This is a genomic window from Flammeovirga sp. MY04, assembly GCF_001682195.2.
GTDB classification, from domain to species: Bacteria; Bacteroidota; Bacteroidia; order Cytophagales; family Flammeovirgaceae; genus Flammeovirga; species Flammeovirga yaeyamensis.
The window spans coordinates 1,649,040-1,671,901 of the sequence record NZ_CP003560.2 but is presented as its reverse complement, the minus strand read 5'-3'; the positions used below and the strand labels follow the sequence as shown (position 1 = coordinate 1,671,901).

Genomic DNA, 22,862 nt, shown 5'->3' with positions numbered 1-22,862 from the left:
AATTCAAGTTATATTCATTTCGAATTACAGAAATCTTAAATTAGTTATTATGATCATTTTAACTCGATGATGAATATAATTTTTTTAATCAAATTCTGGTTTTTTACTTAAATACAATACATATATTCAATGAATTCAATTCAACCCATCGATTTAAATTTTTTAGAATGTAAAGAAGCCATCGCTTCTTACCTTATTGAAACTTCAGAAGGACCAATTTTAATTGAAACGGGACCTCATTCAACTTATCCGATCCTAAAAGAAGCAATAAAAAAGCAAGGTTATGAAATAGAAGACATCAAACATGTTTTCATTACACACATTCATTTAGATCATGCAGGAGCAGCTTGGAAGTTTGCTGAACATGGAGCGAAAGTTTATTTACATCCTTTTGGTGTTAGACATATGGCCGATCCTTCTAAATTAATGGCTTCAGCTAAAATGATTTATAAGGACGATATGGATAGATTATGGGGAGAAATGCATGAAATCCCTGAAGATCTATTGATCGCTCCAGAAAACGGGTCTACGATAAAAATAGGTGATGTTGACGTTACTGCTTGGTTTACACCGGGACATGCAAATCATCATATCGCATGGCAGATTGAAGACTTTTTATTTACAGGAGATGTGGCTGGTGTTAAAATAGGAGATGGCCCTGTTGTGGCTCCTTGTCCTCCTCCAGATATCAATTTAGAGAAATGGCAGGCATCAATTGATTTAATTCGTGAAATTTCTCCATCTAAATTATACTTAACTCACTTTGGTGTCGTTACTGATGTAGTGAATCACCTCATTGCACTTGAAAAAGACTTATATAAAGTTGCAGAAATTGTGAAAAACTACAGCGAAAACGACTATTCTCTAGAAAAAATGGAAGAACTTTTCACAACATATGTAAATAATGAGTTAAAATCATTAGGTTTGAAGGATGAAGCGCTCAAACAATATGATGCTGCCAACCCACCTTTTATGAGTGTGGCGGGATTATTGCGTTATTGGAAAAAAAAGAACTAATAAGTCAAATAGATTAACAAAGAATGGATATTTTTTTCGGTCTACTCATTATTTTTATTGCTTGTATTGTCATCTGGAAAGCGTGTGATGGATTTGAAGATGCCTCTGGGTTTCTGGGTAGAAATATGAAAGGTGGTGTGAAGGGAGCTACAATCGATGCTATAGGTAGTTCGATGCCTGAACTTTTTACTACTTTTTTCTTCTTGGTTATTGCAGGTGATGCCAAAGGTTTTGCCAGTGGTATTGGTACTACATCAGGTAGTGCAGTTTTCAACATCATGATTATCCCAGCCGCGGTAATAATTAGTGTTATTGTAATTAATAGAACAGTTAGCTTTATTAATGTCAATCCAAAGGTTATTTTACGTGATGGTATCGCTTTGATGCTAGCCATTTTATGTTTAATCATATTTGTTTCAGAAAATGAGCTGACATGGAAACATGGGGCTTTTCTAATGAGTTTATATGTGGTTTACGTTGTTTCTTTACTATTCATCAAAATGGATGACCATGGTGACGAACACGATGATTATGAATATGAAGCAGGTGAAGGTGGACGTTTAAAAGCACTATTGCATTTAGATTTGTCTCATGCAATCATTGGCAATAAAGAAATGAATACTGGTAGAGCTTGGTTCTTGCTATTAGCTTCTACTGGAATTGTAGGTGCTGCTTGTCATTACCTTACAATTGGATGTGAAATGCTTGGACACGGTATGGGATGGGATATGTATATCGTAGCATTAATCTTTGCTGCAGCTGCTACTTCAGTGCCGGATACTATTATCTCAGTAAAAAGTGCCAACAATGGTGCATACAATGATGCGATTTCAAACGCTCTCGGGTCTAATATTTTTGATATCTGTTTTGCATTAGGAATGCCTTTAACAGTATATACATTAATGAATGGATCTATTCCAATGGAAGGTGATGATACAATGGCTTTTATCGGTCAGTTTAGAATTATACTACTAATTCTGACAGGTGTATCCACTCTTATTTTCTACATAGGAGCAAAGAGAAAACGTTTGGGAGCCAAAAGTGGTTATTTCCTCGTAACATTGTATGTAGTATTCATTATTTATACTCTTGCCTATAGATATAGCCCAGAGGCTATTAGCGGTATTCAAGATGCCTTATTGCAGATCAATGATTTTCTAGTGAATCTTAACCCTTTCCATAAGGTTTAAGGTTTAATAAAATATCTAATCAAGAAACATGAGTCATCCCTTAAATATTGGATTATACCTATATGAAATTTCAGCGTAGGATTTCCATTTACTTATAATGGATGCAAAAGCTTTTCGAAGTCGATAAAAGGGAGATTTATTCCTTTTCCTTCCAAACAAAGGGGCATATATGTTGATTAAACGTTCAACATAATGCCTCTTTTTTTGTATTATTTCCATTAAAAACTCATAAACTAAAAGAGCTATATTTATTAGTTTTAGTCTTACTTCCCACGATTGTACTCTAATAGATTGCAACCCTAATTCTGCTTTACAACATCTAAACATTTCTTCAACTTCCCATCTTTTCATATATGAAAAGAGCATTTCCCACGCTTGATTCTTTGTTTCAATAACTAAATTTGTGAGTAAATAAATTGGAGATCCTGCACGTTTGTATTCTCTAATCACTATTAGTGTATATTCCTGATTTTTCATATCGGGGTGTTTGACTTTTTTCCAAGTAATAAGTTTTCGTGCATACTTTTTACGCTCTTTATCAAAAGTCACCTTAAAGCTTTTGTTCTTCATTCCTCTTGAAATATGATGCGTTAATCGTTTACCTTTTTCATCTATTAAATATTTGTTAGACATCCATCGAACTAAGAAACTTTGCTCAAATCGTTCTGCAAATTCCAAGACCGTAACATTAGCATAACCTCTGTCAAAAACATGTAAAACTGCATTGTGAAAGCGATTATGTAACTTCTTAAAACCTCTCCAAATAAAATTAGACCACCACTCTTTAAATAAACCTGATCGCGAATAAACATTGAATTCGAATAGAGATGCTCGTTTAGATAGTGCAGTTAAAACAACTCCTTCAACTTTAAAACCAGGTACATGAATAAAACCTTTAACGGGAGGATTATAATAACCTGGTTTAATTTTCACTAACCTTTTGGCTCGACTACTATCGACTGCCGAAAGACCTTCCAGACGTATTGACTCGTGCTTCTCCAATACTGATCCGTCCCAAATTAAAATAGGTCGAACTTTTTCTGCGAGCATAGATGAAATTCTATCGTAGCTTTTGTTCCTAAAAAACTCAGAAATTATACTTGAACACCAGTTATGACTTCTTATTAATTTACCAATTCTTTTTACTCCAGCGTTGCCATGGATATTACCGGAAAGCAAAGTGCCTAATTCTGTCAAGAGTAATGATTTTGTATTATTTCTATTCTCTAATATTGAATGAAATAATTCATTAAAGGTTTTTACTAATCGTAAATCAAGAGTCTTATGTAACTCTTTGAGTAAAGGAGAAAGATAGTTTTGACTTTGGGATAGTAAATAATTGATTGGGTTATTTTTCTTAGTAAATACTTTATTTAGTAAATTAAGGGTAGAATGAGTCATAGTTTTAAATAGTTAAGGTTATTTGGTACTTACAATAACTATTTTTTGGCTCAAAAATAAAAATGAGTCATCCCTGTATTATTATAGTCATATAAATTAGGGATGACTCATGTTTTTTTATTTCTTATATATAGAAGTGGACAAATTAATTGATAAGACCATAAAATTGATGATTTACTATCATATTAAGTAATGCCTCATTGTTGTTTTTTTATCAAGGACTAAATAAAGTTATCGGAAAGACGCTAATTCTAGAAGGAATCTTTGATGTATTACAAAGAATTATCTAATGACAAAGAGATTGAATTTACTTAAATATTGATACAGAATCATTTATATAATTGCTTTAATATCTCAATAAGTCTAGAGACTATTTGATATTCACCCATGATATATAAAAAAAGACATTGCCTCTTTATATGTAAAATGACAATGTCTTATATATGTGTTATTCTTTATTATTAAGAACCGTGATTTTTTATCTCTTTTAAAATTTCAGCATATGCATAATTAATAGATTCTTGCATGATGTTTAAAGTCTTTTCACCATCATAAGTATGCCATTTATTAATATATGACCTTAGGGTATTATCTGAAGTTCCTGTGAATACATACATCATATTAGCAATTTGATTCGTCATCATCACTTGTTTGTATTGATCTGTGAACATCCCTTCTGTATTACTAATAATTTCACTTTCGACTTTTTTCTGATCAGTAGTCAGATGTTCGTTTATTCCAAGAGAAACATCAACTAAAGTATGATACAAAACACTTTCTGACATTCTACCAATTTTAAGTAATTGGTAAATGTTGACACATAGGTTAAATCTTTCTTGATCAACACTATGCATGTCGAAATTGTTGACATACTTTGCTTTGTCTATTTTTTCAAAACGAGTTAAAGATCTATTTCTTGTGCCATGGATATCCTCGTTAATGGGATTCTCTAAGAATAAAATAGATTTATTCAGTAAGTCTTCATTAACTTGAGTCGCTATGTACTCTGTTATATGATGATTTACATTTTTATTAGTGAGATAAAGTTTAATAATCGCTTTAATCTCTAATTCTGATGGAGCATTTTCAATAAATAGAAATTCTTCATCAACTTTTGCAGATGCAATTTCATCAGTTTGCCTTGTGTAATCAGTTAATCCACTTAATCGAAGAAATTCTTGTGCTTTTTTTTGTCTAACACTCTGAGCGTTAAGATCTATACACACTAAAATAGAGCACAGAGAGATTAGATACTTTAAATATTTGTAGTTCATTATCAGTTGTTATAATCGAATGAATTGGGTAAAAGTAAGATATTGTAAAGTTGAACAATACCTATATGTAAATATACGTGAATGTGATTAGAATTGAAAATAAATAAACGGTTGTATATCAGAAGATCTACTTTGAAATAAAATAAATCCTACAAAAAATAAGAATGCTGCTTTAGCAAAATCAGGCATTGTGATGAATTCTAAAGCTAATTTATCTTTCCAATGTTGTGGAATCCAGTGGATAAAGAAGCCAAAACCCATTACAATGAAAACATATTTGTATGCCATAATTACCTCCAAAGCAATAGAAAGATCCATATTTGTTAAAATCTGACTAATCATACTATTTGCGTGTTGCATGTCCTCTGCTCTGAAATATATCCAAGCATAACACACAAAGTGAAATGTTATGATACCACCGATTATATTTTGATATTTAAAATGCCCAATTTTTTTTCCAGCATACTCCATCCAAAGTTTATGTATTGCCAAAGCACCTCCATGCAAACATCCCCAAATAATAAATCTGAAATGTGCACCATGCCATAATCCACCTAATAACATTGTAATAAATAGATTGATGTACGTTCTTACTTTTCCTTTTCTATTTCCGCCAAGTGGTATGTATAAATAATCTCTTAGGAATGAAGATAGGGAAATATGCCATCTTCTCCAGAAATCTGTGATGTCTGTTGCTTTGTAAGGCGAGTTAAAGTTGAGTGGTAATCGGAAACCTAATAATAAAGCCACTCCAATAGCAATATCAGTATATCCTGAGAAATCGCAATAAATTTGAATGGCATAGCCATATGTGGCCATTAAGTTTTCAAAACCAGAATAGGACCAAGGTGACTCAAAAATTCTATCCACAAAATTAATAGAGATATAATCGGAGATCATAATTTTTTTGACAAGCCCAGTTGCTATTAAAAATAATGCATGTCCATACTCACTTTCCTTTAGTTTATATTGTTGATGAATTTGAGGGATAAACTCAGAGGCTCTAACAATTGGACCCGCTACTAATTGAGGGAAAAAGCTAACAAAAAGTGCGAAATCCCATATGTTGTCCACTGGTTTGATGTCGCCTCGATAAATATCAACCGAATAACTAATTGTTTGGAATGTATAGAAAGAGATACCTATCGGAAGGAAAATATTCGATGTATCCATTCCAGCATCAAAAAGACTATTAAAAAAGGCGGCTAAATAATTTTCTTGTTCTATCTCTAAATTGAATAAAGTATTCAACCCATCAGTAAAGAAGAAGGTATATTTAAAATAGGCCAGTAAGCTTAAATTTATGACTGCACTTATAGAGACAAGCAGCTTTCGTGTTTTCTTATCGTTAGAATCAAATATCTTTTTACCTATATAGTAGTCTATTATTGTTGAAAAAAGTAAGAGTACAAAATAAAAACCACTCGACATATAATAGAAATACAAACTCGCTAAAAGCAAAAGAACATTTCTAGTCGTGATATTTTTATAAATAAATTGATATATCAGTATAATGGAACCAAAAAGGACCCAAAAAAGAACTTGAGTAAATAATAATGGACTGTTTTCGTGATAGGTAACTAACTCTAACATTTATAAAATTTGTGTGTTGAAAAAAATCACAAAAAAATTATTGATCGTTTGATCGTATAAAAAATGAATATGAGACAAATTACTAACTTTTTTTAGTTGAATTATAGAATAAAGTATTTATTTTTCAGATCTAGCTTTTTAATTAAGCAGTTGTACAGATCGAAATAGCATAAAAATGGCTAAAAAAATAAAAACAGCATACTTCTGTCAGAATTGTGGATTTGAATCTCCAAAATGGCAAGGGAAATGTCCAGCTTGTAATGAATGGAATACTTTTGTTGAGGAACTTCAGAAAGAAGAGGCACCCAAAAAAGGGGATTGGAAGATGAGTTCTAATCCTAAATCAGGAGGGTATGTGAATGTGGGAGCTGAAACAGCAAAGCCTACTAAAATAACAGAAGTAAAGTATGAGAAAGAAGCGAGAATTATCACTTTAGACGAAGAACTGAATAGAGTATTAGGAGGAGGAATTGTTCCTGGATCTGTGGTAATGATAGGTGGAGAACCAGGAATTGGTAAATCGACTTTAATGCTTCAGATTGCTTTATCACTAAATGATAAACAAGTGCTTTATGTTTCGGGAGAGGAATCGGGGCAGCAGATTCGACAAAGAGCAGAAAGAATTCCTTTTTCATCCGAAGAAACTTATGTACTGACAGAAACTGATACATCAAAGATATTCGCTCATGTAGAAAAAATGACACCTGATGTGATGGTGATTGATTCCATACAGACTTTGGTGTCACCATTTTTAGAGCAAGCAGCAGGGAGTGTTTCTCAAGTTAAAGAATGCGCAGCAGAGTTAATTCGATTTGCAAAAGATACAGGTACTCCTGTTTTAATGATTGGCCACATTACAAAAGAAGGAAGCTTGGCTGGTCCAAAAGTGTTAGAGCACATGGTAGATACCGTACTTCAATTTGAAGGAGATCGACATATGAGTTATCGAATTTTGAGAACGGCAAAAAATAGATTTGGGTCGACATCCGAATTGGGTATTTACGAAATGATCTCATCGGGGTTAAGACAAGTAAGTAACCCTTCGGAAATATTGCTTTCTCAAAGAGATGATGGACTAAGTGGAATCGCAATTGGTACAGTTATGGAAGGTAATAGACCATTATTGGTAGAAATACAATCATTAGTAACACCTTCAGTATACGGTAATCCTCAAAGAAGTTCTACTGGATTTGATGCGAAACGATTAAATATGCTTTTAGCCGTATTAGAAAAAAGGTCCGGTTATAAACTCAATTTCTCTGATGTGTTTATCAATATAACAGGAGGATTGAGAGTAGAAGACCCGGCAATAGATCTTGCAGTTGTCGTTTCTTTAATTTCTTCATTTGAAGATATTGCTATTGAATCGACTACTTGTTTTGCTGCAGAAGTTGGGTTAGGTGGTGAAGTGAGAGCAGTTTCAAGAATTGAAAATAGAATTTCTGAGGCAGAAAAATTAGGATTCAAAGAAATGTTTATATCAAAATACAATACAAAAGGTATAGACTTTTCTAAATTAAAAATGAAGGTGATACCAGTTGGAACAGTAGCCGAATTGGCAGAAAAATTATTTACATAAAATTCATGAAGTACCTTTTAATAGTAATTTCATTACTAATCACTGTATCAAATTTTACTTCTGCTCAAAACAGTAGCAAAGCGAATAAATTTTTTGTAAAAGCAGAAGAAGCTATTCGTTTAAGACAGTTAGAAGATGGGAAAGCGCTGTTATATAAATCTATAGATGCTGATATTACTTATGGAGATTCTTATTATTTGTTATCTTATTTGTACATACTAGAAAAAGATTATCAAAAATCAAGAGACTTGTATGAAAAGTTGATGGAGTGTTGTGCTGATAATCCGAAATATTTGCTAGCACATTTATCTTTAGCACAATTTGAATGGTCAAAAGGAAATTATAAAAGTGCATTAGGTTATGCTAATGATTTTTTGAACTTCAAACCTGATAGAAAGTTATATAGAGAAGTTAAAACAGCACATCGAATTATTGCATCTTGTGATTATGCCATAGCAAATATTGGAAATAAACTACCTTATGAGCCTATTAATCTCGGAGCTGAAGTCAATGTTCACGATCAGCAATATTTTCCGGCAATCACTGCAAATGGTCAGGAAATGTATTTTACGGCTAGAGACGAAAAGACAGATGAAAACATCTATCGTATTCAAAAGGTAGATGGGGAATGGGCGTCTCCCGAAGAGGTGACAGAATTAAATACCAAGTTTAATGAAGGTACTTGTTCTATATCAGCCGATGGATCATTTATCATTTTTACTTCATGTGAAAGTACAAGAGAGTTGCCAGGCTATGGTAGTTGTGATTTATTCATGGCAAGAAAAGTGGGAGATCAGTGGTTGAAACCAAGAAACCTTGGACCAAATATTAATTCAAGAGATTGGGAATCACAACCGTCGCTTTCTGCAGATGGAAGAGTGTTGTATTTTGTTTCTGATAGACAAGGAGGAATGGGGAAAAAAGATATTTGGGTATCTGAGTTAGGTCCAAATGGACAATGGATGCCAGCCAAAAATCTGGGAGATCAGATAAATACGACAGAAGATGACATTTCTCCATTTATTCATGCCAATGGGAAAACACTTTATTTTTCATCAAAAGGCCATTTGGGATATGGAGGCTTGGATATTTTTAAGTCAGAAAAAGAGGGAATTAACCGTTGGTCAAAAGTGGAGAATATCGGTTACCCTGTGAATGATCATACAGATCAAGTAGCTTTAATAGTAGGTGCAGACGGTACGAAGGGATATTTTTCAAAAGAAGAAATACAAGAAGATGGCTCAAGGAATAGTCATCTAGTTTCTATTGATATACCAAAAGATGCACAGCCATTAACGGTAAGTGGTTATTTAGAAGGGGTAGTTTATGATGCTATTACTAAGAAACCTTTAAAGGCAGAATTAGAGTTAAAACTTCTTGAGACAAAAAAGACAGAATCTACTTTATTATCTGATGAGAAATCGGGTAAATATTTGATCGTGTTAAACCAAAATGAAGAGTATGCTTTATATGTATCAAGACCAGGTTATTTATTCCAAAGTTTAACTTTTGATACTCATGATATGGGAACAGAAGGAAAAACAATGGATATATTTTTAGATAGAATAGAAAAAGGAAAAAATGTGACCCTCAATAACATCTTTTTCGATTCTAATAAATATGATCTTAAACTGAAGTCTCAGACAGAATTGGATAAAGTGTTGTTGTTTATGCAGAAAAACAAAGACATTAATGTTGAAATTGGTGGGCATACAGATAATATTGGTAACGATAATTATAATTTGGATTTATCTCAAAAAAGAGCAGAAGCCGTGGTACAGTATCTAATTGATAAAGGAATAGACTCCAATAGATTAACAGCCAAAGGTTATGGAGAGAAAAAGCCAATTGATAATAATACGACAGATGAAGGAAGAACCAATAATCGTAGAATTGAATTCTTAATTCTATAAGACTTCTTTCAAAGAAATATACTTATATCAAAAGCCCTGGATGAATTCCGGGGTTTTTTGATGCAATTTTTTACCATATCAACATCAAAAACACTCTAGAAATGATTATTATATCCTTAAAGACCCATTTAATATTCTTTTCTTCTATTTTTGTTGAGAAGTTAAAATAAAAGATAGGATGAATTTATTATCAGTTGATAATGCAACAAAATATTGGGGAGAAAAACCCCTTTATGAAAATATAAGTTTTGGAATTCAACAAGGTCAGAAAGTAGCCTTAGTAGCCAAAAATGGTACAGGGAAATCTACACTGTTAAATTCCATCGCAGGAAAAGAATCATTGGATGGTGGAGAAATTGCCATCAATAAAGATATCACTATAGGTCTTTTAGAACAGGAACCACAGTTCGAAGAAGGTCAGAATATATTAGATTATGTTCTGTCAAGTGATTCTCCCATTTTAGGGGCAGTAAAAAATTACGAAGCTGCTTTACAAGCTTCAACGCTAGATTATTCGGATGCTGTTCTAAAACAACTCGATCAAGCGACTGCCAAAATGGAAGAAATGAAAGCTTGGGATGCTGAAGCGAGAGTAAAGCAAATTCTTACAGCATTTAAGTTGGAGGATACTTCTCGAAGAATGGATTCTCTTTCTGGTGGTCAGCAAAAAAGAGTGGCACTAAGTAAAGTACTCATTGAAGAACCAAATCTTTTGATTCTCGATGAGCCAACCAACCACTTGGATTTAGATATGATTGAATGGTTGGAGGAGTTCCTAACGCGTTCGAAACTATCAATTTTATTAGTTACCCACGATAGATATTTCCTTGATAGAATTTGTAATGAGATTATTGAGCTTGAAAATTCAACGATCTATACTCATAAAGGAAACTATTCATATTACATCGAGAAAAAAGCTGAAAGAGAAGCGAATGAAGCTGCATCTGTGGAAAAGGCGAAAAACTTGATGAGAAAAGAACTCGATTGGGTAAGAAGAATGCCTAAAGCGAGAGGTACAAAACAGAAATTTAGAATGGATGCTTTCAAGGATTTGAAAAAGAAAGCACATTCTGGAAAGAAGGATGAAAAGGTAGAGATTCAAGTAAATATGTCACGTCTAGGAAGAAAGATCTTAGAATTTGAGAACGTATTTAAATCGTATGGAGAGAAGAAAATTGTTGAAGATTTCTCTTACACCTTTAAAAGAAAAGAAAGAGTAGGTATTGTAGGTAATAATGGAGTAGGGAAATCTACTTTCCTTAACATGCTTACAGGTACTGAATCCATTGATAAAGGGACAATAACAAAAGGTGAAACCATTGTGTATGGTTATTATACTCAAAAGGGATTGTCATTCGATGAAGACATTAAAGTAATTGATGTTGTACGTGACATTACCGAAAATCATCAAATGTCTGATGGGACATCACTTACTCCTTTACAACTTCTAAATAAATTCTTATTTACACCAGAGAAACAGCATTCATATATTTCAACTCTTTCTGGAGGGGAACGTAAACGTTTGTATCTCTGTACTGTCCTTCTAAGAAATCCAAACTTCTTAATCTTAGATGAGCCGACGAACGACTTGGATCTAGATACACTAAGTGTATTAGAAGACTTTTTAGAAAGTTTCCAAGGCTGTGTTATTGTGGTTACCCACGATAGATATTTCATGGATAAACTGGTAGATCACTTATTTATTTTTGAAGGTGATGGTGTGATCAAAGACTTTAATGGGAAGTATTCTGAATATAGAGCTTACCTTGATGAAGTGGAGAAAGAAAAGAAGCAGGCACTAAGAGAGGAGAAAAAATTAGAAGAAAAGAAAACTGTTCAAAAAACAGTAACGAAGAAGCTTTCTTATAAAGAGCAGAAAGAATATGAAGCTTTAGAAGCTGAAATTGAAACTCTAGAAGCTCAAAAAGAAGAATTGGAAGGGAAATTGTCTGATGGTAGTGTAACATCACCTGATGAAATCAGAGAAGTGTCTGAAAAACTTGGAGAAGTGATGGAGGAAGCTGATGAGAAAATGATGCGATGGATGGAACTAGACGAAATTGCCAATGGTGGTTAATTGGTGTACTTCAAATAATTGTATTTAACTTAAATGCACAATCTGCTGAACAGCTTTATTTTAGAGCTGCTTATCGTGATGTGCATATTTTAGATATTGATTCTACAAAACATTTTTTTACCTTACCAATGGCTTATGGTGAATCTGAAATTTTAAATTTACCAGAAGCTAATGACATTTCACGTCTTCAAATTGATAGTGTCTTATTAGTCTATACGGATCATCCAAAAGACTTTGATTTTTCAACACTTAATACGAATCGTATAAAAGCATTTACCAATTGGTTTGATGGTGCTATAGATGATCCTGTTATTCGTTGGAGAATCATAAAGCAAGTTGGAGGTGAGACCAAAAAAGAGTTTTCAGATATGTTTCATGGTATCGTAGTTTATTATGATAAACACAAACGACATGATTTGACTCCTGAAGAAGAGGTGAAACGTAGAAAGCATATCGATCAAAAGTTTCATCATTTAGTAAAAAAAAGGTTAGGAGAGGATCAAGTTCTCACTGAAACTACTTCCAAAGTATTTGAGAAAAATAGGGATAATTGGAACAAAGCAGTAGTTGTTAGTGATTGGACCGGAAGTATGTATCCTTACACTCTAGATTTACTATCATGGTTAATTAAAGAAAGAGCGCAAGATCAGGTGATCGGTTTTGTTTTCTTTAATGATGGTGATACAAAATTGAGTCATCAAAAATTAATAGGAAGTACCGGAGGGATTTATAGCATTAAAAGCTCTAAAGTAATGCCTGTGATGGACTTGATGTCTAAGGTGAAAAAGAGAGGTGACGGAGGTGATATTCCAGAAAACGATATGGAGGCTATCATAGAGGCACAAACAAATTTTCCTGATGCAAATACGTTCATATTGGTAGCTGATAATCAATCTAAAATACGGGATTTGGAATTGATAGGTAGCGTCAATCACCCTATTCATATCATATTAAATACCGCCGAGGAAGATCATTTAGGCATACCTATAGTACTTGATGATTATAAAAAGATCGCATTATTTACTAAAGGAAGTATTTATGTCAACAATCAAGAATTTAAAACAATCGATGAAATAAAAAGTCTGAGATCGAAAAAATAACAAAAAAACCTCACCCAAATAAGGCGAGGTTTTTTAATAACAAGTAACATATAAAATTAGTTGGAAGCTGTCTGTTAGAAATGATTGAAAATAAATTCTTTAGAACTGAGCGGTTTCTGTACTACCTTTCATTGCTGTTGTAGACGATGTACCGTTGGTCACCGTATTTTGTACAGCATCGAAATATGTTGTACCTACAAAAGCTTGGTGTTTCACAGCTCTGAAGCCATCTTTTTGTAAGCTGAACTCTTTTTCTTGAAGTTCAGAGTAACCAGCCATTCCATTTTCTTTGTAAGCTTTAGCCAATTGGAACATACTTGTGTTTAAAGCATGGAAACCAGCTAAAGTGATGAATTGGAATTTATAGCCCATAGCAGCAAGCTTTTCTCTGAATGTGCTCATTTCTTCTTTACTTAACTTCGATGCCCAGTTAAATGATGGAGAACAATTGTAAGCAAGTAATTTACCTGGATATTTAGCGTGAATTGCATCTGCAAAAGCTTGTGCTTCTCCTAAATCAGGGTGAGAAGTTTCACACCAGATTAAATCGGCATAAGGAGCATAAGATAAACCTCTTGAGATCGCTTGATCCAAGCCATTATTTACTTTGTAAAAACCTTCTGAAGATCTTTCTCCATAAATAAATTCTTGATCTCTCGGATCGATATCCGATGTAAGAAGATTAGCAGCATCTGCATCCGTACGCGCAACAATAATAGTAGGAATTCCGCAAACATCAGAAGCTAAACGAGCAGCTACCAATTTATTAATTGCTTCTTGAGTGGGTACAAGTACTTTTCCTCCTAAATGACCACATTTTTTTGCAGAAGATAATTGATCTTCAAAATGTACTCCAGCGGCACCTGCTTCAATCATCATTTTCATAAGCTCGAAGGCATTTAAATTACCTCCAAAACCAGCCTCGGCATCGGCAACAATCGGCACCATATAATCAATGTCGTTTTTATCGTCAACTGACTGAATTTGATCCGCACGTCTAAGTGCATTATTAATTCTTTGTACAACTTTCGGCACAGAGTCGGCAGGGTATAAAGATTGATCAGGGTACATTTGTCCTGCTAAATTCGCATCAGCAGCTACTTGCCATCCACTTAAGTAAATCGCTTTTAAACCTGCTTCTACTTCTTGGATAGCTTGGTTACCCGTCAATGCTCCCAATCCAGCCATGAATTCTTCAGTATGTAAACCCTTCCATAATTTTTCAGCGCCCATTCTCGCCAAAGTGTGTTCTACGACAACATTACCTTGAAGCTTAATTACTTCTTCAGCAGTATATGGTCTTTCAATATTTGACCATCTTGGGTTATTTGCCCATTCTTTCTTTAGCGCTTCAATTCTTTCATTCTTAGTCATAATCGATGTTGTTTTTTGGTTTTATAAAAATTTAGGGTGTACGATACCAGGGCAAAAAATAGCCTTTTCAAGTACGTATTAAAAAAAGTGATTAAACCACCATCCAATTGGATGAGAACATCAAGAAGATGATGGTTCTAAGAGCATGTCCCAAATAAGCTCGTTAGATTTTATCTTAATTAATCAATTTGCTGATAAGCAGGTAACGTTAAGAATTCAACGAATTCATCTGTTAATACCAATTGATCAAATATGTCTTTTGCTTTTTGCAACTTACTTTGGTTGAATTTTTCTTCTCCCATAATGGTTCTGAAATGCTTCATCACATCGTCAGCTACTTGATGATACAATTGTTCATCAATCAATTGTCCATCATCCGTCTTCGCATTGTTTTTTATCCATTGCCAAACCTGAGATCTAGAAATTTCTGCAGTAGCAGCGTCCTCCATCAGATTATAGATCGGAACTGCACCTTGGCCGTCTAACCATTTACTGATGTACTGGATTCCTACATCAATATTAGTTCTCAAGCCTTTTAATGTGATATCACCTTCAGGTACCTTTAATAAATCCTTGGCTGTGATTTTCTTAAATTCAACAGGCTTCTTGATGTTATTAGGTGCTCCCATATATCTATCGAATACCTCTCTAGCTACAGAAACTAATCCTGGGTGAGCCACCCAAGTACCATCATGCCCTGCCAAGGCTTCACGAGTTTTGTCTTTCGCAACTTTGTCAATTGCCTTTTGATTGGCTTTTTGATCATCCTTGATAGGAATTTGAGCGGCCATTCCTCCCATAGCAAAAGCATTACGTTTGTGGCATGTTTGGATTAACAATTCACAGTATGATTTCATAAAGTGAACGTTCATTGTCACCTTCGCTCTATCGGGAAGGGTATACCCTGGAATATTTCTCAATTTTTTGATATATGAGAAAATATAATCCCAACGACCACAATTCAATCCTGCTGAATGTTCTTTTAGCGCGTACAGGATTTCATCCATTTCAAAAGCCGCTAAAATAGTCTCAATCAATACAGTAGCTTTAATAGAGCCTTGTGGAATATCAATATATTCTTGAGCGTAAATAAAGATGTCATTCCAAAGTCTTGCCTCTAAATGACTTTCAATCTTAGGTAGATAAAAATAAGGAGCACTTCCATTTTCAAGTAAGGTTTTTGCATTATGGAAGAAGTACAACCCAAAATCAACAAGTGACCCTGAGCAAGCTTTACCATCGTACTCTAGATGTTTTTCTTCTAAATGCCATCCTCTAGGTCTAACGAAAAGCGTAGCAATTTCATTGTTTAGAGAATATACCTTAGCTGTGACCGGATGCGTAAAACTAATTGTTTTGTTTACAGCATCTTTCAAGTTTTGCTGTCCCTCCATACAATTTGTCCAAGTCGGAGAATTAGCATCCTCAAAATCAGCCATAAAAACATTTGCACCAGAGTTCAAGGCATTGATGATCATTTTTCGATCAACCGGACCAGTAATTTCGACTCTTCTGTCTTGAATGTCCTTTTTTACCTCAGCAACAGTCCATTCACTATTTCTAATATAGGCTGTAGCTGCAAGGAAGTTAGGAAGTTTTCCACTATCCAATTCCTCTTGTCTTTTTGTTCTTGCTTCTAAAAGAGCAAGTCTTCTTTTATTGAACCTTTTATGTAAGGCTGCAACAAAATTCAAAGCTTCATCAGTTAAGATTGCTTCGTGATCCATCATCATATCGCCCATGATATCGATGGTTTTCTCGGTTAAAGTAGACTTAAGATTCATTTATACAAACGTTAGCTGTTGGTGATTTGATGTTGATACAAATATATAGAAAGCGAAATGAATAAAAAAAGCGAAAATTCGCTAGAAACATTTTGATGATCATTAAAAAATATAATTATAGAATGATTAATACTTGTTTAAAGTGTTAAAAATGGATATAAATATGTAATTATATTTATAAATGTTAAAAAGCGAAAATTCGCTAAAAAAATGAATAAATATTCATTTATACAATTTCAACTTAGTATAATACAATTTGTCGATTTCATTAATCAAAGGAATACATAGGATCTATTTGATACACATTGAGAAGAATTTGTCTGATTATTTCAATTTCACAAATAATAAATGTATTTTTATTTAGAAGGTCGATGAGGAAAAGTTAAAACAGATGAAGATATTTATCAGTTTCTTTTCTTTTATCACTTTTCAGCTTTTCAATTTTCATATATAAACTTGACTCAATTATCATTCAATGTTAAGGATCAAAATTCTAGGACTAATAAGTGCTCTTTTTCTATCATTTAATATTAATGCTCAGGAATTTCCATCAGAATACTGGCACTTTGGAGAAGTAGATCTAAATGATGGGACTACTCTTAAAGGAAAGCTTAAATATTCCTTAGAAGAAGGAGTGGAGTCTATTCAGATTATAGTGAATGGCGTTATTAAATCTTTTGGTGCTCAGAATGTGAGATCATTTCAGATAATGGATGCCATGACACGCAGGGAAAGGTACTTTTATTCTTTGCCATTTAAACAGTCTAAAGGGTATGTGAAGAATCACTTTTTCGAATTATTAGAAGATGGCGAACCTTATATATTATTGATCAGAGAAAGAATTGCTGAAATTTCTGAGACATCCTACGATCCTTATTGGGGATCTAATTATAATAGTAGGAGAAGAGTTTTGGTATATGATTTCTATTTAATGGATATGTATGCTGAAATTAGGCAGGTGGATACTAGAAAATTGGAGACAATGCTAGTGTACTTTGGAAAGTATAAAGATAAAGTGGAGGCATTTATCAAAGTAAATAAATTGGATTATCAAGATCGTGAAGATTTTTTACAAATAGTACGTTACTATGATACTTTAGTTGAACCTGAAGTAACAAATAAATAACGCTTATTATCAGAATTTAATCAGTAAATACTTATATATTTAACGGGCAATATTGCCCGTTTTTTAATTTAAAAGAAAATATGAAACCCCTTATCTTAATTACCAACGACGATGGTATCACATCTAAAGGAATTGGATTTTTAGTCAACATTATGCATCAAATAGGAGAGGTGGTTGTTGTTGCTCCTGATAGTCCCCAATCAGGAATGGGACATGCAATTACAATTCATGATCCATTAAAATATTATGAATCTGATATTTTTAGCGAATTAGGAATTAAAGCCTATCAATGTTCGGGGACTCCAGCAGATTGTGTGAAGTTGGCAAAGAATCATATCTTAGATCGATTACCTGATTTAGTTGTAAGTGGAGTAAACCATGGAAGTAACTCATCGGTAAGTATTCTTTATTCGGGAACGATGAGTGCTGCATTAGAAGCAACTATTGAAGGATTACCTGCAATAGGTTTTTCAGTATGTGATTATAGTTATGATGCAGAATTTGATCATACTAAAGAATTGGTTTCTGAAATTGCTAAAAAAGTAATTGAAAAAGGATTGCCAAGTGCAACTGCTTTAAATGTGAATTTCCCTAAAGTAAGTGATGAACCTATCAAAGGATTTAAATATTGTCGACAAGCGAAAGGGAAATGGCAAGAAGAATTTGATGAAAGAACAGACCCAAGTGGAAGACGATATTTATGGTTAACTGGTAAATATGTGCTCTTTGATGAAGGAAATGATACTGATGAATGGGCTATTAACAATAATTATGCAAGTGTAGTTCCTGTAAAAATTGACTTAACAGACCATGATTATCTTCAAAAACTTCTTTCAGAATAGGTTTTTTGGGGTGTCCAAGAAAAAAAATAGAAAATTTTAATGCTAAATTTCAAATGGTTAAGGATTGGATATTGTCAACTACATTAAAGTAGTTTGGTTTCTAATTTTTAACCATGCATATTTGCATCGCTTTCGAACGGAGAGCTGTAGAAAAAATACATTTCTTGAAATGCCTGGGTGGCGGAATTGGTAGACGCGCTAGACTCAAAATCTTGTGTGGGTAACCACGTGTGGGTTCGAGTCCCACCCCAGGTACTTTTTTCAATAAATATATTTTTTAAGCCTAGGTGGCGGAATTGGTAGACGCGCTAGACTCAAAATCTTGTGTGGGTAACCACGTGTGGGTTCGAGTCCCACCCTAGGTACTACAAAAACATATTATTATAAAAACATTTGCTCGGGTGGCGGAATTGGTAGACGCGCTAGACTCAAAATCTTGTGAGGGTGACCTCGTGTGGGTTCGAGCCCCACCCCGAGTACAATAATGTTTTTATAATCGCCTGGGTGGCGGAATTGGTAGACGCGCTAGACTCAAAATCTTGTGAGGGTGACCTCGTGTGGGTTCGAGCCCCACCCCAGGTACAAAAGGTATTGTTAATTCAATACCTTTTTTTTGCGTCTACAAAAAAGTTCCTCATGTAAATAAAATTAAATATTTTAACAAAATTTCAACATTTATGATCTACTACCGTTAAAATTTAGTATATTTGCATAACGAAATTATAATATTAAGTGCTTTTGTTAAAACGATTACTATACGGGATATTATTGCTACTACTAATAAGTAGTTGTGAAGAAGACATTCAAGGAGATTTGAATGGCGATATTCTATATACAAAAAAGTATGAGTTAACTTACAGTAAGCCACTTAAGTTGGATACGTTTCAAGCTGAACTAAGAGGTGATGATCTTGATACTTCTGTTCTTCACTTTACCATTACTAGATACGACGGTGTATTACTATATGAAGAGTATGTAGATGCACAAAGTATTCTAGGAGATGGAAAAGACTTGGATTCTTTGGATGTTGATTCAAAAAATAGATTAGTTCACAGTAGAGTAGACAACTTTTTGCAAGATAAATCAGAGTTAATCATTTTATTCGAAAAACTCAGGCCTCAGGTCAAAGATATATTACAATAAAAAACCTTATCAAATTAATGATAAGGTTTTTTTATATCTATATGTTTCAATTAACCTTTGTAAAAAGGAGGTTTTGAAACAACAGCTTTCAGTTTTCTATTTCTTACTTCAATAAGAATTTCAGAACCCGGTTTTGTTAGTGGTCTATTCACATAACCAAGAGCAACGCCTTTACCAAGCATAGGAGACATAGTACCAGAAGTTAATTTACCAATTACTTCACCCTCTTGGTTTAATACATTATATCCACCTCTAGGTACACCTCTGTCCAATAATTCAATACCTACAAGTCGTCTAGTAACACCTTCTTCTTTTTGTTTCTTAAGGTTTTCTGAGTTAACGAAATCTTTCGTGAATTTAGTTACCCAACCTAATCCAGCTTCAAGTGGAGAAGTAGTATCATCGATATCGTTACCATAAAGGCAATAACCCATTTCTAGACGAAGGGTATCTCTAGCACCTAAACCAATTGGTTTGATGTCAAAGTCAGCTCCAGCTTCAAAAATTTTATCCCAAACAGTTTTAGCAACATCATTTGGTACATATAATTCAAAACCACCAGCACCAGTGTAGCCAGTAGCTGAAATGATTACGTTGTCAACACCTGCAAATTTACCTTTAGAGAAAGTATAAAACTCCATTTCAGATAAGTTTACATCAGTAAGTGATTGCATTGCCTCTGCAGCTTTTGGTCCTTGAACGGCAAAAAGAGACATTTCATCTGAAATGTTTTCCATTTCAACGCCATCAGTATTGTGGCTAGAAATCCAATTCCAATCTTTTTCGATATTAGAAGCATTCACCACTAGCATGTATTCTTCATCTTTGATCTTGTAAATGATTAAATCATCAACAATACCACCTTTGTCATTAGGAAGACAAGAATACTGTGCTTTACCATCAAACAATTTAGAAGCATCGTTTGAAGAAACCTTTTGAATTAGGTCCAATGCTTTTGGTCCTCTTAACATGAATTCACCCATGTGAGATACATCAAAAACACCAACACCATTTCTTACTGTTTTATGTTCCTCGATGTCCGAAGAGTATCTAACAGGCATGTTGTATCCTGCAAAAGGAACCATTTTAGCTCCTAGTGCTTCATGCACATCGTTTAGGGCAATTGTTTTTAATACTTGTTCTGACATAATTATTTAAATATATGTGTTTTATGTGGTGAGCTTTATATAAAAAAATAGGCTCAAAAATAGAGATCGAAGACGACCTTTGTATTGAATTGCCAAAAGTAAGAGATACGATTCGAATTTCATATACTTTTATTAATATACATTACTTAACTTTTACTAAAACATTGAGGGTCTAAATATTGAAAACCAACAAAAAAATGAAGAAATTAGCGTTTGTATTATTCTTACATTCAAACTAAAAATATATGTCCTCAGTACTTTCATTAGTAGGAAATACTCCCTTAGTAGAGTTACAAAATATAAATCCCAATCCAAACGTTAGAATTTTTGCAAAATTAGAAGGTCAGAATCCAGGTGGTAGTGTAAAAGACCGTGCTGCTTTTAATATGATTAACGAAGCAAAAAAGCGTGGAGACCTTAAACCAGGGATGAAACTTATTGAGGCAACAAGCGGAAATACAGGAATTGCTCTAGCCATGATGGCAAGTCTAATGGGTGTGGAAATTGAATTAGTAATGCCTGATAGTGCAACGATCGAAAGAGTGAAGTCGATGAAGGCCTATGGAGCAACTGTTACATTAACTCCTCAGAAAATATCGATGGAAGGTGCTAGAGATTATGCATTATCTAAAGTTGAAGAGGGTGGTTATTTTATGTTGAATCAATTTGATAATCCGGATAATTATTTAGCACATTATAAGACAACAGGTCCAGAAATCTGGAGAGATACTAATCAAGAAGTGACACACTTTGTTTCTGCAATGGGTACTACGGGTACAATTATGGGAACATCAAAATATTTAAAAGAACAATCGTCAGATATCACAATAGTAGGAGCACAACCTGCTGATGGAGCAAGAATACCAGGCATCAGACGTTGGCCTAAAGAATACCTGCCAAAGATTTTTGATGAATCACGCGTTGATCAAAAAATGGATGTTTCTAAAGAACAAGCAACTGATACAGCTAGAAGGTTAGCAAAAGAAGAAGGTATTTTTGCAGGAATGAGTAGTGGAGGTTCATGTTATGTGGCTTTAGAAACGGCCAAAAAAATAGATAAAGGCGTTATTGTATTTATCGTTTGTGATAGAGGAGACAAATATCTTTCAACTGATTTATTTTAATATAGAATGAGAAAATTAATTTTATTACCTATCTTTTTAGTAGCGTTATTGTTTTCATGCCAATCGAATGAAGGTAAAAAACAAGTGAAGCAAGAAGAAAAAGTCGTGCTTAAACCCGTAGTATATGATGCTGCTAAAGCAAAAGGTCACCAAGCTTATTTTAAGTTATCTGAATGTTTAGTAAAATCAAATCCTACTGCAGCTCAAACTTATGCAAAACGTCTTTTAGCTACAATGCCAGAAGGGATTGATGTTGAGGTGAAAACAGCAACTGAAAATATTATTGCAAGTGCAGACTTAGCAATTCAGAGAAAGGAGTTCCAAGCAGTAACAGCTTATTATCAAAAAGTAGCAGAAGAAGGAAATGCAGGTATGGATGTGTATGTTGTTCACTGTCCAATGGCATTTAATAATACTGGTGCTGATTGGTTAAGTGCTACTAATGAGGTGGACAATCCTTACTTTGGAGATGAAATGCTACACTGTGGTAGAGTAATGAAGGAAATCAAAAAATAATGAATGAGTATTTGACATTTTCACTAACCGTGTTTTTAAGCTTTTTTGCTGTGATGAACCCTATTGCTAATACGCCTATATTTTTAGGGGTAGTAGAAGGTAAATCTAAAAAAGAAATAAAACACATCGCCAAGAAATCTACATTAACAGCTTTCATTATAGTGGTTGTTTTTGTTATTGCCGGGAAGTACATTTTCCAATTATTTGGAATTACTATTCCAGCATTTAAGATTACCGGAGGAGTTTTACTCTTCTACGTTGGTTTCGAAATGTTGATGTCAAAGAAATCGAAGATTCATAATAATGATACCGAGGAGAGTTCAGACAGCATAGCCATATCTCCTTTAGCCATTCCGATTTTAGCTGGTCCAGGAACAATCGTCACAGCTATGAATCAAGTAACTGATGCAGGATATGATAAAATAGCTATTGTATGTATTGTTTTCGGAGTGATGATAATGCTTACCTACTTGGCTTTCATATTAAGTGATAGAATCCTTGAGAAATTAGGAGCTAATTTAATTGCCGTTGTTGGTAAAATTATGGGATTGATTCTGGCAATAATAGGCACAGATATGATGGTTGCAGGAGTAAAGCTAGCTTTTGATTTATAATATTGAATTTACAAAAGAAAAAGGCTTCTCTAAACATATACAGTTTA

General features: G+C 33.8%; 18 protein-coding genes and 4 tRNA genes. 16 read left to right on the top strand and 6 right to left on the bottom strand.

Going from position 1 to position 22,862, the window contains the following annotated elements; translation table 11 throughout:
- The first annotated feature begins 129 nt into the window (after nt 1-129).
- Complete coding sequence (locus MY04_RS06790) at nt 130-1,017, top strand: MBL fold metallo-hydrolase (protein ID WP_066207936.1); 888 nt, start codon at nt 130-132, stop codon at nt 1,015-1,017.
- Between the two features lie 23 nt (nt 1,018-1,040).
- Nucleotides 1,041-2,207, top strand: coding sequence for a sodium:calcium antiporter (locus tag MY04_RS06785; RefSeq protein ID WP_066207934.1), 1,167 nt, complete (start codon nt 1,041-1,043; stop codon nt 2,205-2,207).
- Nucleotides 2,208-2,240: 33 nt separating this feature from the next.
- Here MY04_RS06785 and MY04_RS06780 read toward each other — a convergent pair whose 3' ends face one another.
- The 3 genes from MY04_RS06780 to MY04_RS06770 all read right to left on the bottom strand — a co-directional run bounded on the left by MY04_RS06780 (nt 2,241) and on the right by MY04_RS06770 (nt 6,475).
- Nucleotides 2,241-3,608 (bottom strand): transposase, encoded by a 1,368-nt coding sequence (locus MY04_RS06780; protein ID WP_084005704.1) that lies wholly within the window; start codon nt 3,606-3,608, stop codon nt 2,241-2,243.
- A 461-nt stretch (nt 3,609-4,069) separates the two neighbouring features.
- Nucleotides 4,070-4,882: a hypothetical protein gene (locus MY04_RS06775; RefSeq protein WP_158297603.1), complete on the bottom strand. Its 813-nt coding sequence runs from the start codon at nt 4,880-4,882 to the stop codon at nt 4,070-4,072.
- A gap of 87 nt (nt 4,883-4,969) precedes the next feature.
- The gene (locus MY04_RS06770) at nt 4,970-6,475 is read right to left on the bottom strand and encodes an MBOAT family O-acyltransferase (RefSeq protein ID WP_066207929.1); all 1,506 of its coding nucleotides are present in this window, start codon (nt 6,473-6,475) and stop codon (nt 4,970-4,972) included.
- Between the two features lie 175 nt (nt 6,476-6,650).
- On the opposite strand from MY04_RS06770, the gene radA reads away from it, so the two are divergent.
- The 4 genes from radA (at nt 6,651) to MY04_RS06750 (ending at nt 13,144) form a co-directional block, all read left to right on the top strand.
- Entirely contained in the window at nt 6,651-8,054 is a 1,404-nt protein-coding gene (radA, locus tag MY04_RS06765; RefSeq protein ID WP_066207927.1) for a DNA repair protein RadA, read from the top strand.
- A 5-nt stretch (nt 8,055-8,059) separates the two neighbouring features.
- Nucleotides 8,060-9,967, top strand: a complete 1,908-nt coding sequence (locus MY04_RS06760; RefSeq protein WP_066207925.1) for an OmpA family protein — start codon at nt 8,060-8,062, stop codon at nt 9,965-9,967.
- 178 nt (nt 9,968-10,145) lie between these two features.
- Nucleotides 10,146-12,044: a ribosomal protection-like ABC-F family protein gene (gene abc-f, locus MY04_RS06755; protein ID WP_066207921.1), complete on the top strand. Its 1,899-nt coding sequence runs from the start codon at nt 10,146-10,148 to the stop codon at nt 12,042-12,044.
- Nucleotides 12,008-13,144 carry a hypothetical protein gene (locus MY04_RS06750; protein ID WP_066207919.1) on the top strand — a complete coding sequence of 379 codons (1,137 nt, stop codon included), beginning with the start codon at nt 12,008-12,010 and terminating at the stop codon, nt 13,142-13,144. The genes abc-f and MY04_RS06750 overlap by 37 nt, the downstream gene beginning before the upstream one ends.
- A gap of 99 nt (nt 13,145-13,243) precedes the next feature.
- On the opposite strand, the gene aceA is transcribed toward MY04_RS06750, so the two are convergent.
- Nucleotides 13,244-14,518, bottom strand: a complete 1,275-nt coding sequence (gene aceA / locus MY04_RS06745; RefSeq protein WP_066207917.1) for an isocitrate lyase — start codon at nt 14,516-14,518, stop codon at nt 13,244-13,246.
- 179 nt (nt 14,519-14,697) lie between these two features.
- Nucleotides 14,698-16,302, bottom strand: a complete 1,605-nt coding sequence (gene aceB / locus MY04_RS06740) for a malate synthase A (RefSeq protein WP_084005795.1) — start codon at nt 16,300-16,302, stop codon at nt 14,698-14,700.
- Nucleotides 16,303-16,777: 475 nt separating this feature from the next.
- Here aceB and MY04_RS06735 point away from each other — a divergent pair, with 475 nt between their 5' ends.
- The 7 genes from MY04_RS06735 (at nt 16,778) to MY04_RS06705 (ending at nt 19,413) form a co-directional block, all read left to right on the top strand.
- Nucleotides 16,778-17,428: a hypothetical protein gene (locus MY04_RS06735; RefSeq protein WP_066207911.1), complete on the top strand. Its 651-nt coding sequence runs from the start codon at nt 16,778-16,780 to the stop codon at nt 17,426-17,428.
- 80 nt (nt 17,429-17,508) lie between these two features.
- Nucleotides 17,509-18,270, top strand: coding sequence for a 5'/3'-nucleotidase SurE (gene surE / locus MY04_RS06730; protein ID WP_066207905.1), 762 nt, complete (start codon nt 17,509-17,511; stop codon nt 18,268-18,270).
- Nucleotides 18,271-18,441: 171 nt separating this feature from the next.
- A tRNA-Leu gene (locus MY04_RS06725) sits at nt 18,442-18,525 on the top strand.
- 26 nt (nt 18,526-18,551) lie between these two features.
- Nucleotides 18,552-18,635, top strand: a tRNA-Leu gene (locus MY04_RS06720).
- A gap of 30 nt (nt 18,636-18,665) precedes the next feature.
- Nucleotides 18,666-18,749 (top strand) — tRNA-Leu (locus MY04_RS06715).
- 19 nt (nt 18,750-18,768) lie between these two features.
- Nucleotides 18,769-18,852 (top strand) — tRNA-Leu (locus MY04_RS06710).
- A 186-nt stretch (nt 18,853-19,038) separates the two neighbouring features.
- Complete coding sequence (locus MY04_RS06705; RefSeq protein ID WP_066207903.1) at nt 19,039-19,413, top strand: hypothetical protein; 375 nt, start codon at nt 19,039-19,041, stop codon at nt 19,411-19,413.
- Nucleotides 19,414-19,463: 50 nt separating this feature from the next.
- Here the strand turns inward: MY04_RS06705 and gcvT are convergent, their stop codons facing one another.
- Nucleotides 19,464-20,561 (bottom strand): glycine cleavage system aminomethyltransferase GcvT, encoded by a 1,098-nt coding sequence (gcvT, locus tag MY04_RS06700; RefSeq protein WP_066207901.1) that lies wholly within the window; start codon nt 20,559-20,561, stop codon nt 19,464-19,466.
- Between the two features lie 245 nt (nt 20,562-20,806).
- On the opposite strand from gcvT, the gene cysM reads away from it, so the two are divergent.
- The 3 genes from cysM to MY04_RS06685 are packed head-to-tail and all read left to right on the top strand — an operon-like array spanning nt 20,807 to nt 22,815.
- Complete coding sequence (cysM, locus tag MY04_RS06695; RefSeq protein ID WP_066207899.1) at nt 20,807-21,685, top strand: cysteine synthase CysM; 879 nt, start codon at nt 20,807-20,809, stop codon at nt 21,683-21,685.
- Between the two features lie 6 nt (nt 21,686-21,691).
- A complete protein-coding gene (locus MY04_RS06690; RefSeq protein WP_066207897.1) occupies nt 21,692-22,201 on the top strand; it encodes a DUF3347 domain-containing protein in 510 nt (169 codons plus the stop codon).
- Nucleotides 22,201-22,815 (top strand): MarC family protein, encoded by a 615-nt coding sequence (locus MY04_RS06685; RefSeq protein ID WP_066207895.1) that lies wholly within the window; start codon nt 22,201-22,203, stop codon nt 22,813-22,815. The genes MY04_RS06690 and MY04_RS06685 overlap by 1 nt, the downstream gene beginning before the upstream one ends.
- The last annotated feature ends 47 nt before the right edge of the window (nt 22,816-22,862 follow it).

Excerpts from the sequence above, each read along its gene's own strand:
- MY04_RS06690 (WP_066207897.1), top strand. The coding sequence starts at position 21,692 with ATGAGAAAATTAATTTTATTACCTATCTTTTTAGTAGCGTTATTGTTT.
- gcvT (WP_066207901.1), bottom strand. The coding sequence starts at position 20,561 with ATGTCAGAACAAGTATTAAAAACAATTGCCCTAAACGATGTGCATGAA.
- surE (WP_066207905.1), top strand. The coding sequence starts at position 17,509 with ATGAAACCCCTTATCTTAATTACCAACGACGATGGTATCACATCTAAA.
- MY04_RS06760 (WP_066207925.1), top strand. The coding sequence starts at position 8,060 with ATGAAGTACCTTTTAATAGTAATTTCATTACTAATCACTGTATCAAAT.
- aceB (WP_084005795.1), bottom strand. The coding sequence starts at position 16,302 with ATGAATCTTAAGTCTACTTTAACCGAGAAAACCATCGATATCATGGGC.
- MY04_RS06790 (WP_066207936.1), top strand. The coding sequence starts at position 130 with ATGAATTCAATTCAACCCATCGATTTAAATTTTTTAGAATGTAAAGAA.
- MY04_RS06770 (WP_066207929.1), bottom strand. The coding sequence starts at position 6,475 with ATGTTAGAGTTAGTTACCTATCACGAAAACAGTCCATTATTATTTACT.
- abc-f (WP_066207921.1), top strand. The coding sequence starts at position 10,146 with ATGAATTTATTATCAGTTGATAATGCAACAAAATATTGGGGAGAAAAA.
- MY04_RS06775 (WP_158297603.1), bottom strand. The coding sequence starts at position 4,882 with ATGAACTACAAATATTTAAAGTATCTAATCTCTCTGTGCTCTATTTTA.
- MY04_RS06780 (WP_084005704.1), bottom strand. The coding sequence starts at position 3,608 with ATGACTCATTCTACCCTTAATTTACTAAATAAAGTATTTACTAAGAAA.
- aceA (WP_066207917.1), bottom strand. The coding sequence starts at position 14,518 with ATGACTAAGAATGAAAGAATTGAAGCGCTAAAGAAAGAATGGGCAAAT.
- cysM (WP_066207899.1), top strand. The coding sequence starts at position 20,807 with ATGTCCTCAGTACTTTCATTAGTAGGAAATACTCCCTTAGTAGAGTTA.
- MY04_RS06685 (WP_066207895.1), top strand. The coding sequence starts at position 22,201 with ATGAATGAGTATTTGACATTTTCACTAACCGTGTTTTTAAGCTTTTTT.
- MY04_RS06785 (WP_066207934.1), top strand. The coding sequence starts at position 1,041 with ATGGATATTTTTTTCGGTCTACTCATTATTTTTATTGCTTGTATTGTC.
- MY04_RS06735 (WP_066207911.1), top strand. The coding sequence starts at position 16,778 with ATGTTAAGGATCAAAATTCTAGGACTAATAAGTGCTCTTTTTCTATCA.
- MY04_RS06750 (WP_066207919.1), top strand. The coding sequence starts at position 12,008 with ATGGATGGAACTAGACGAAATTGCCAATGGTGGTTAATTGGTGTACTT.
- radA (WP_066207927.1), top strand. The coding sequence starts at position 6,651 with ATGGCTAAAAAAATAAAAACAGCATACTTCTGTCAGAATTGTGGATTT.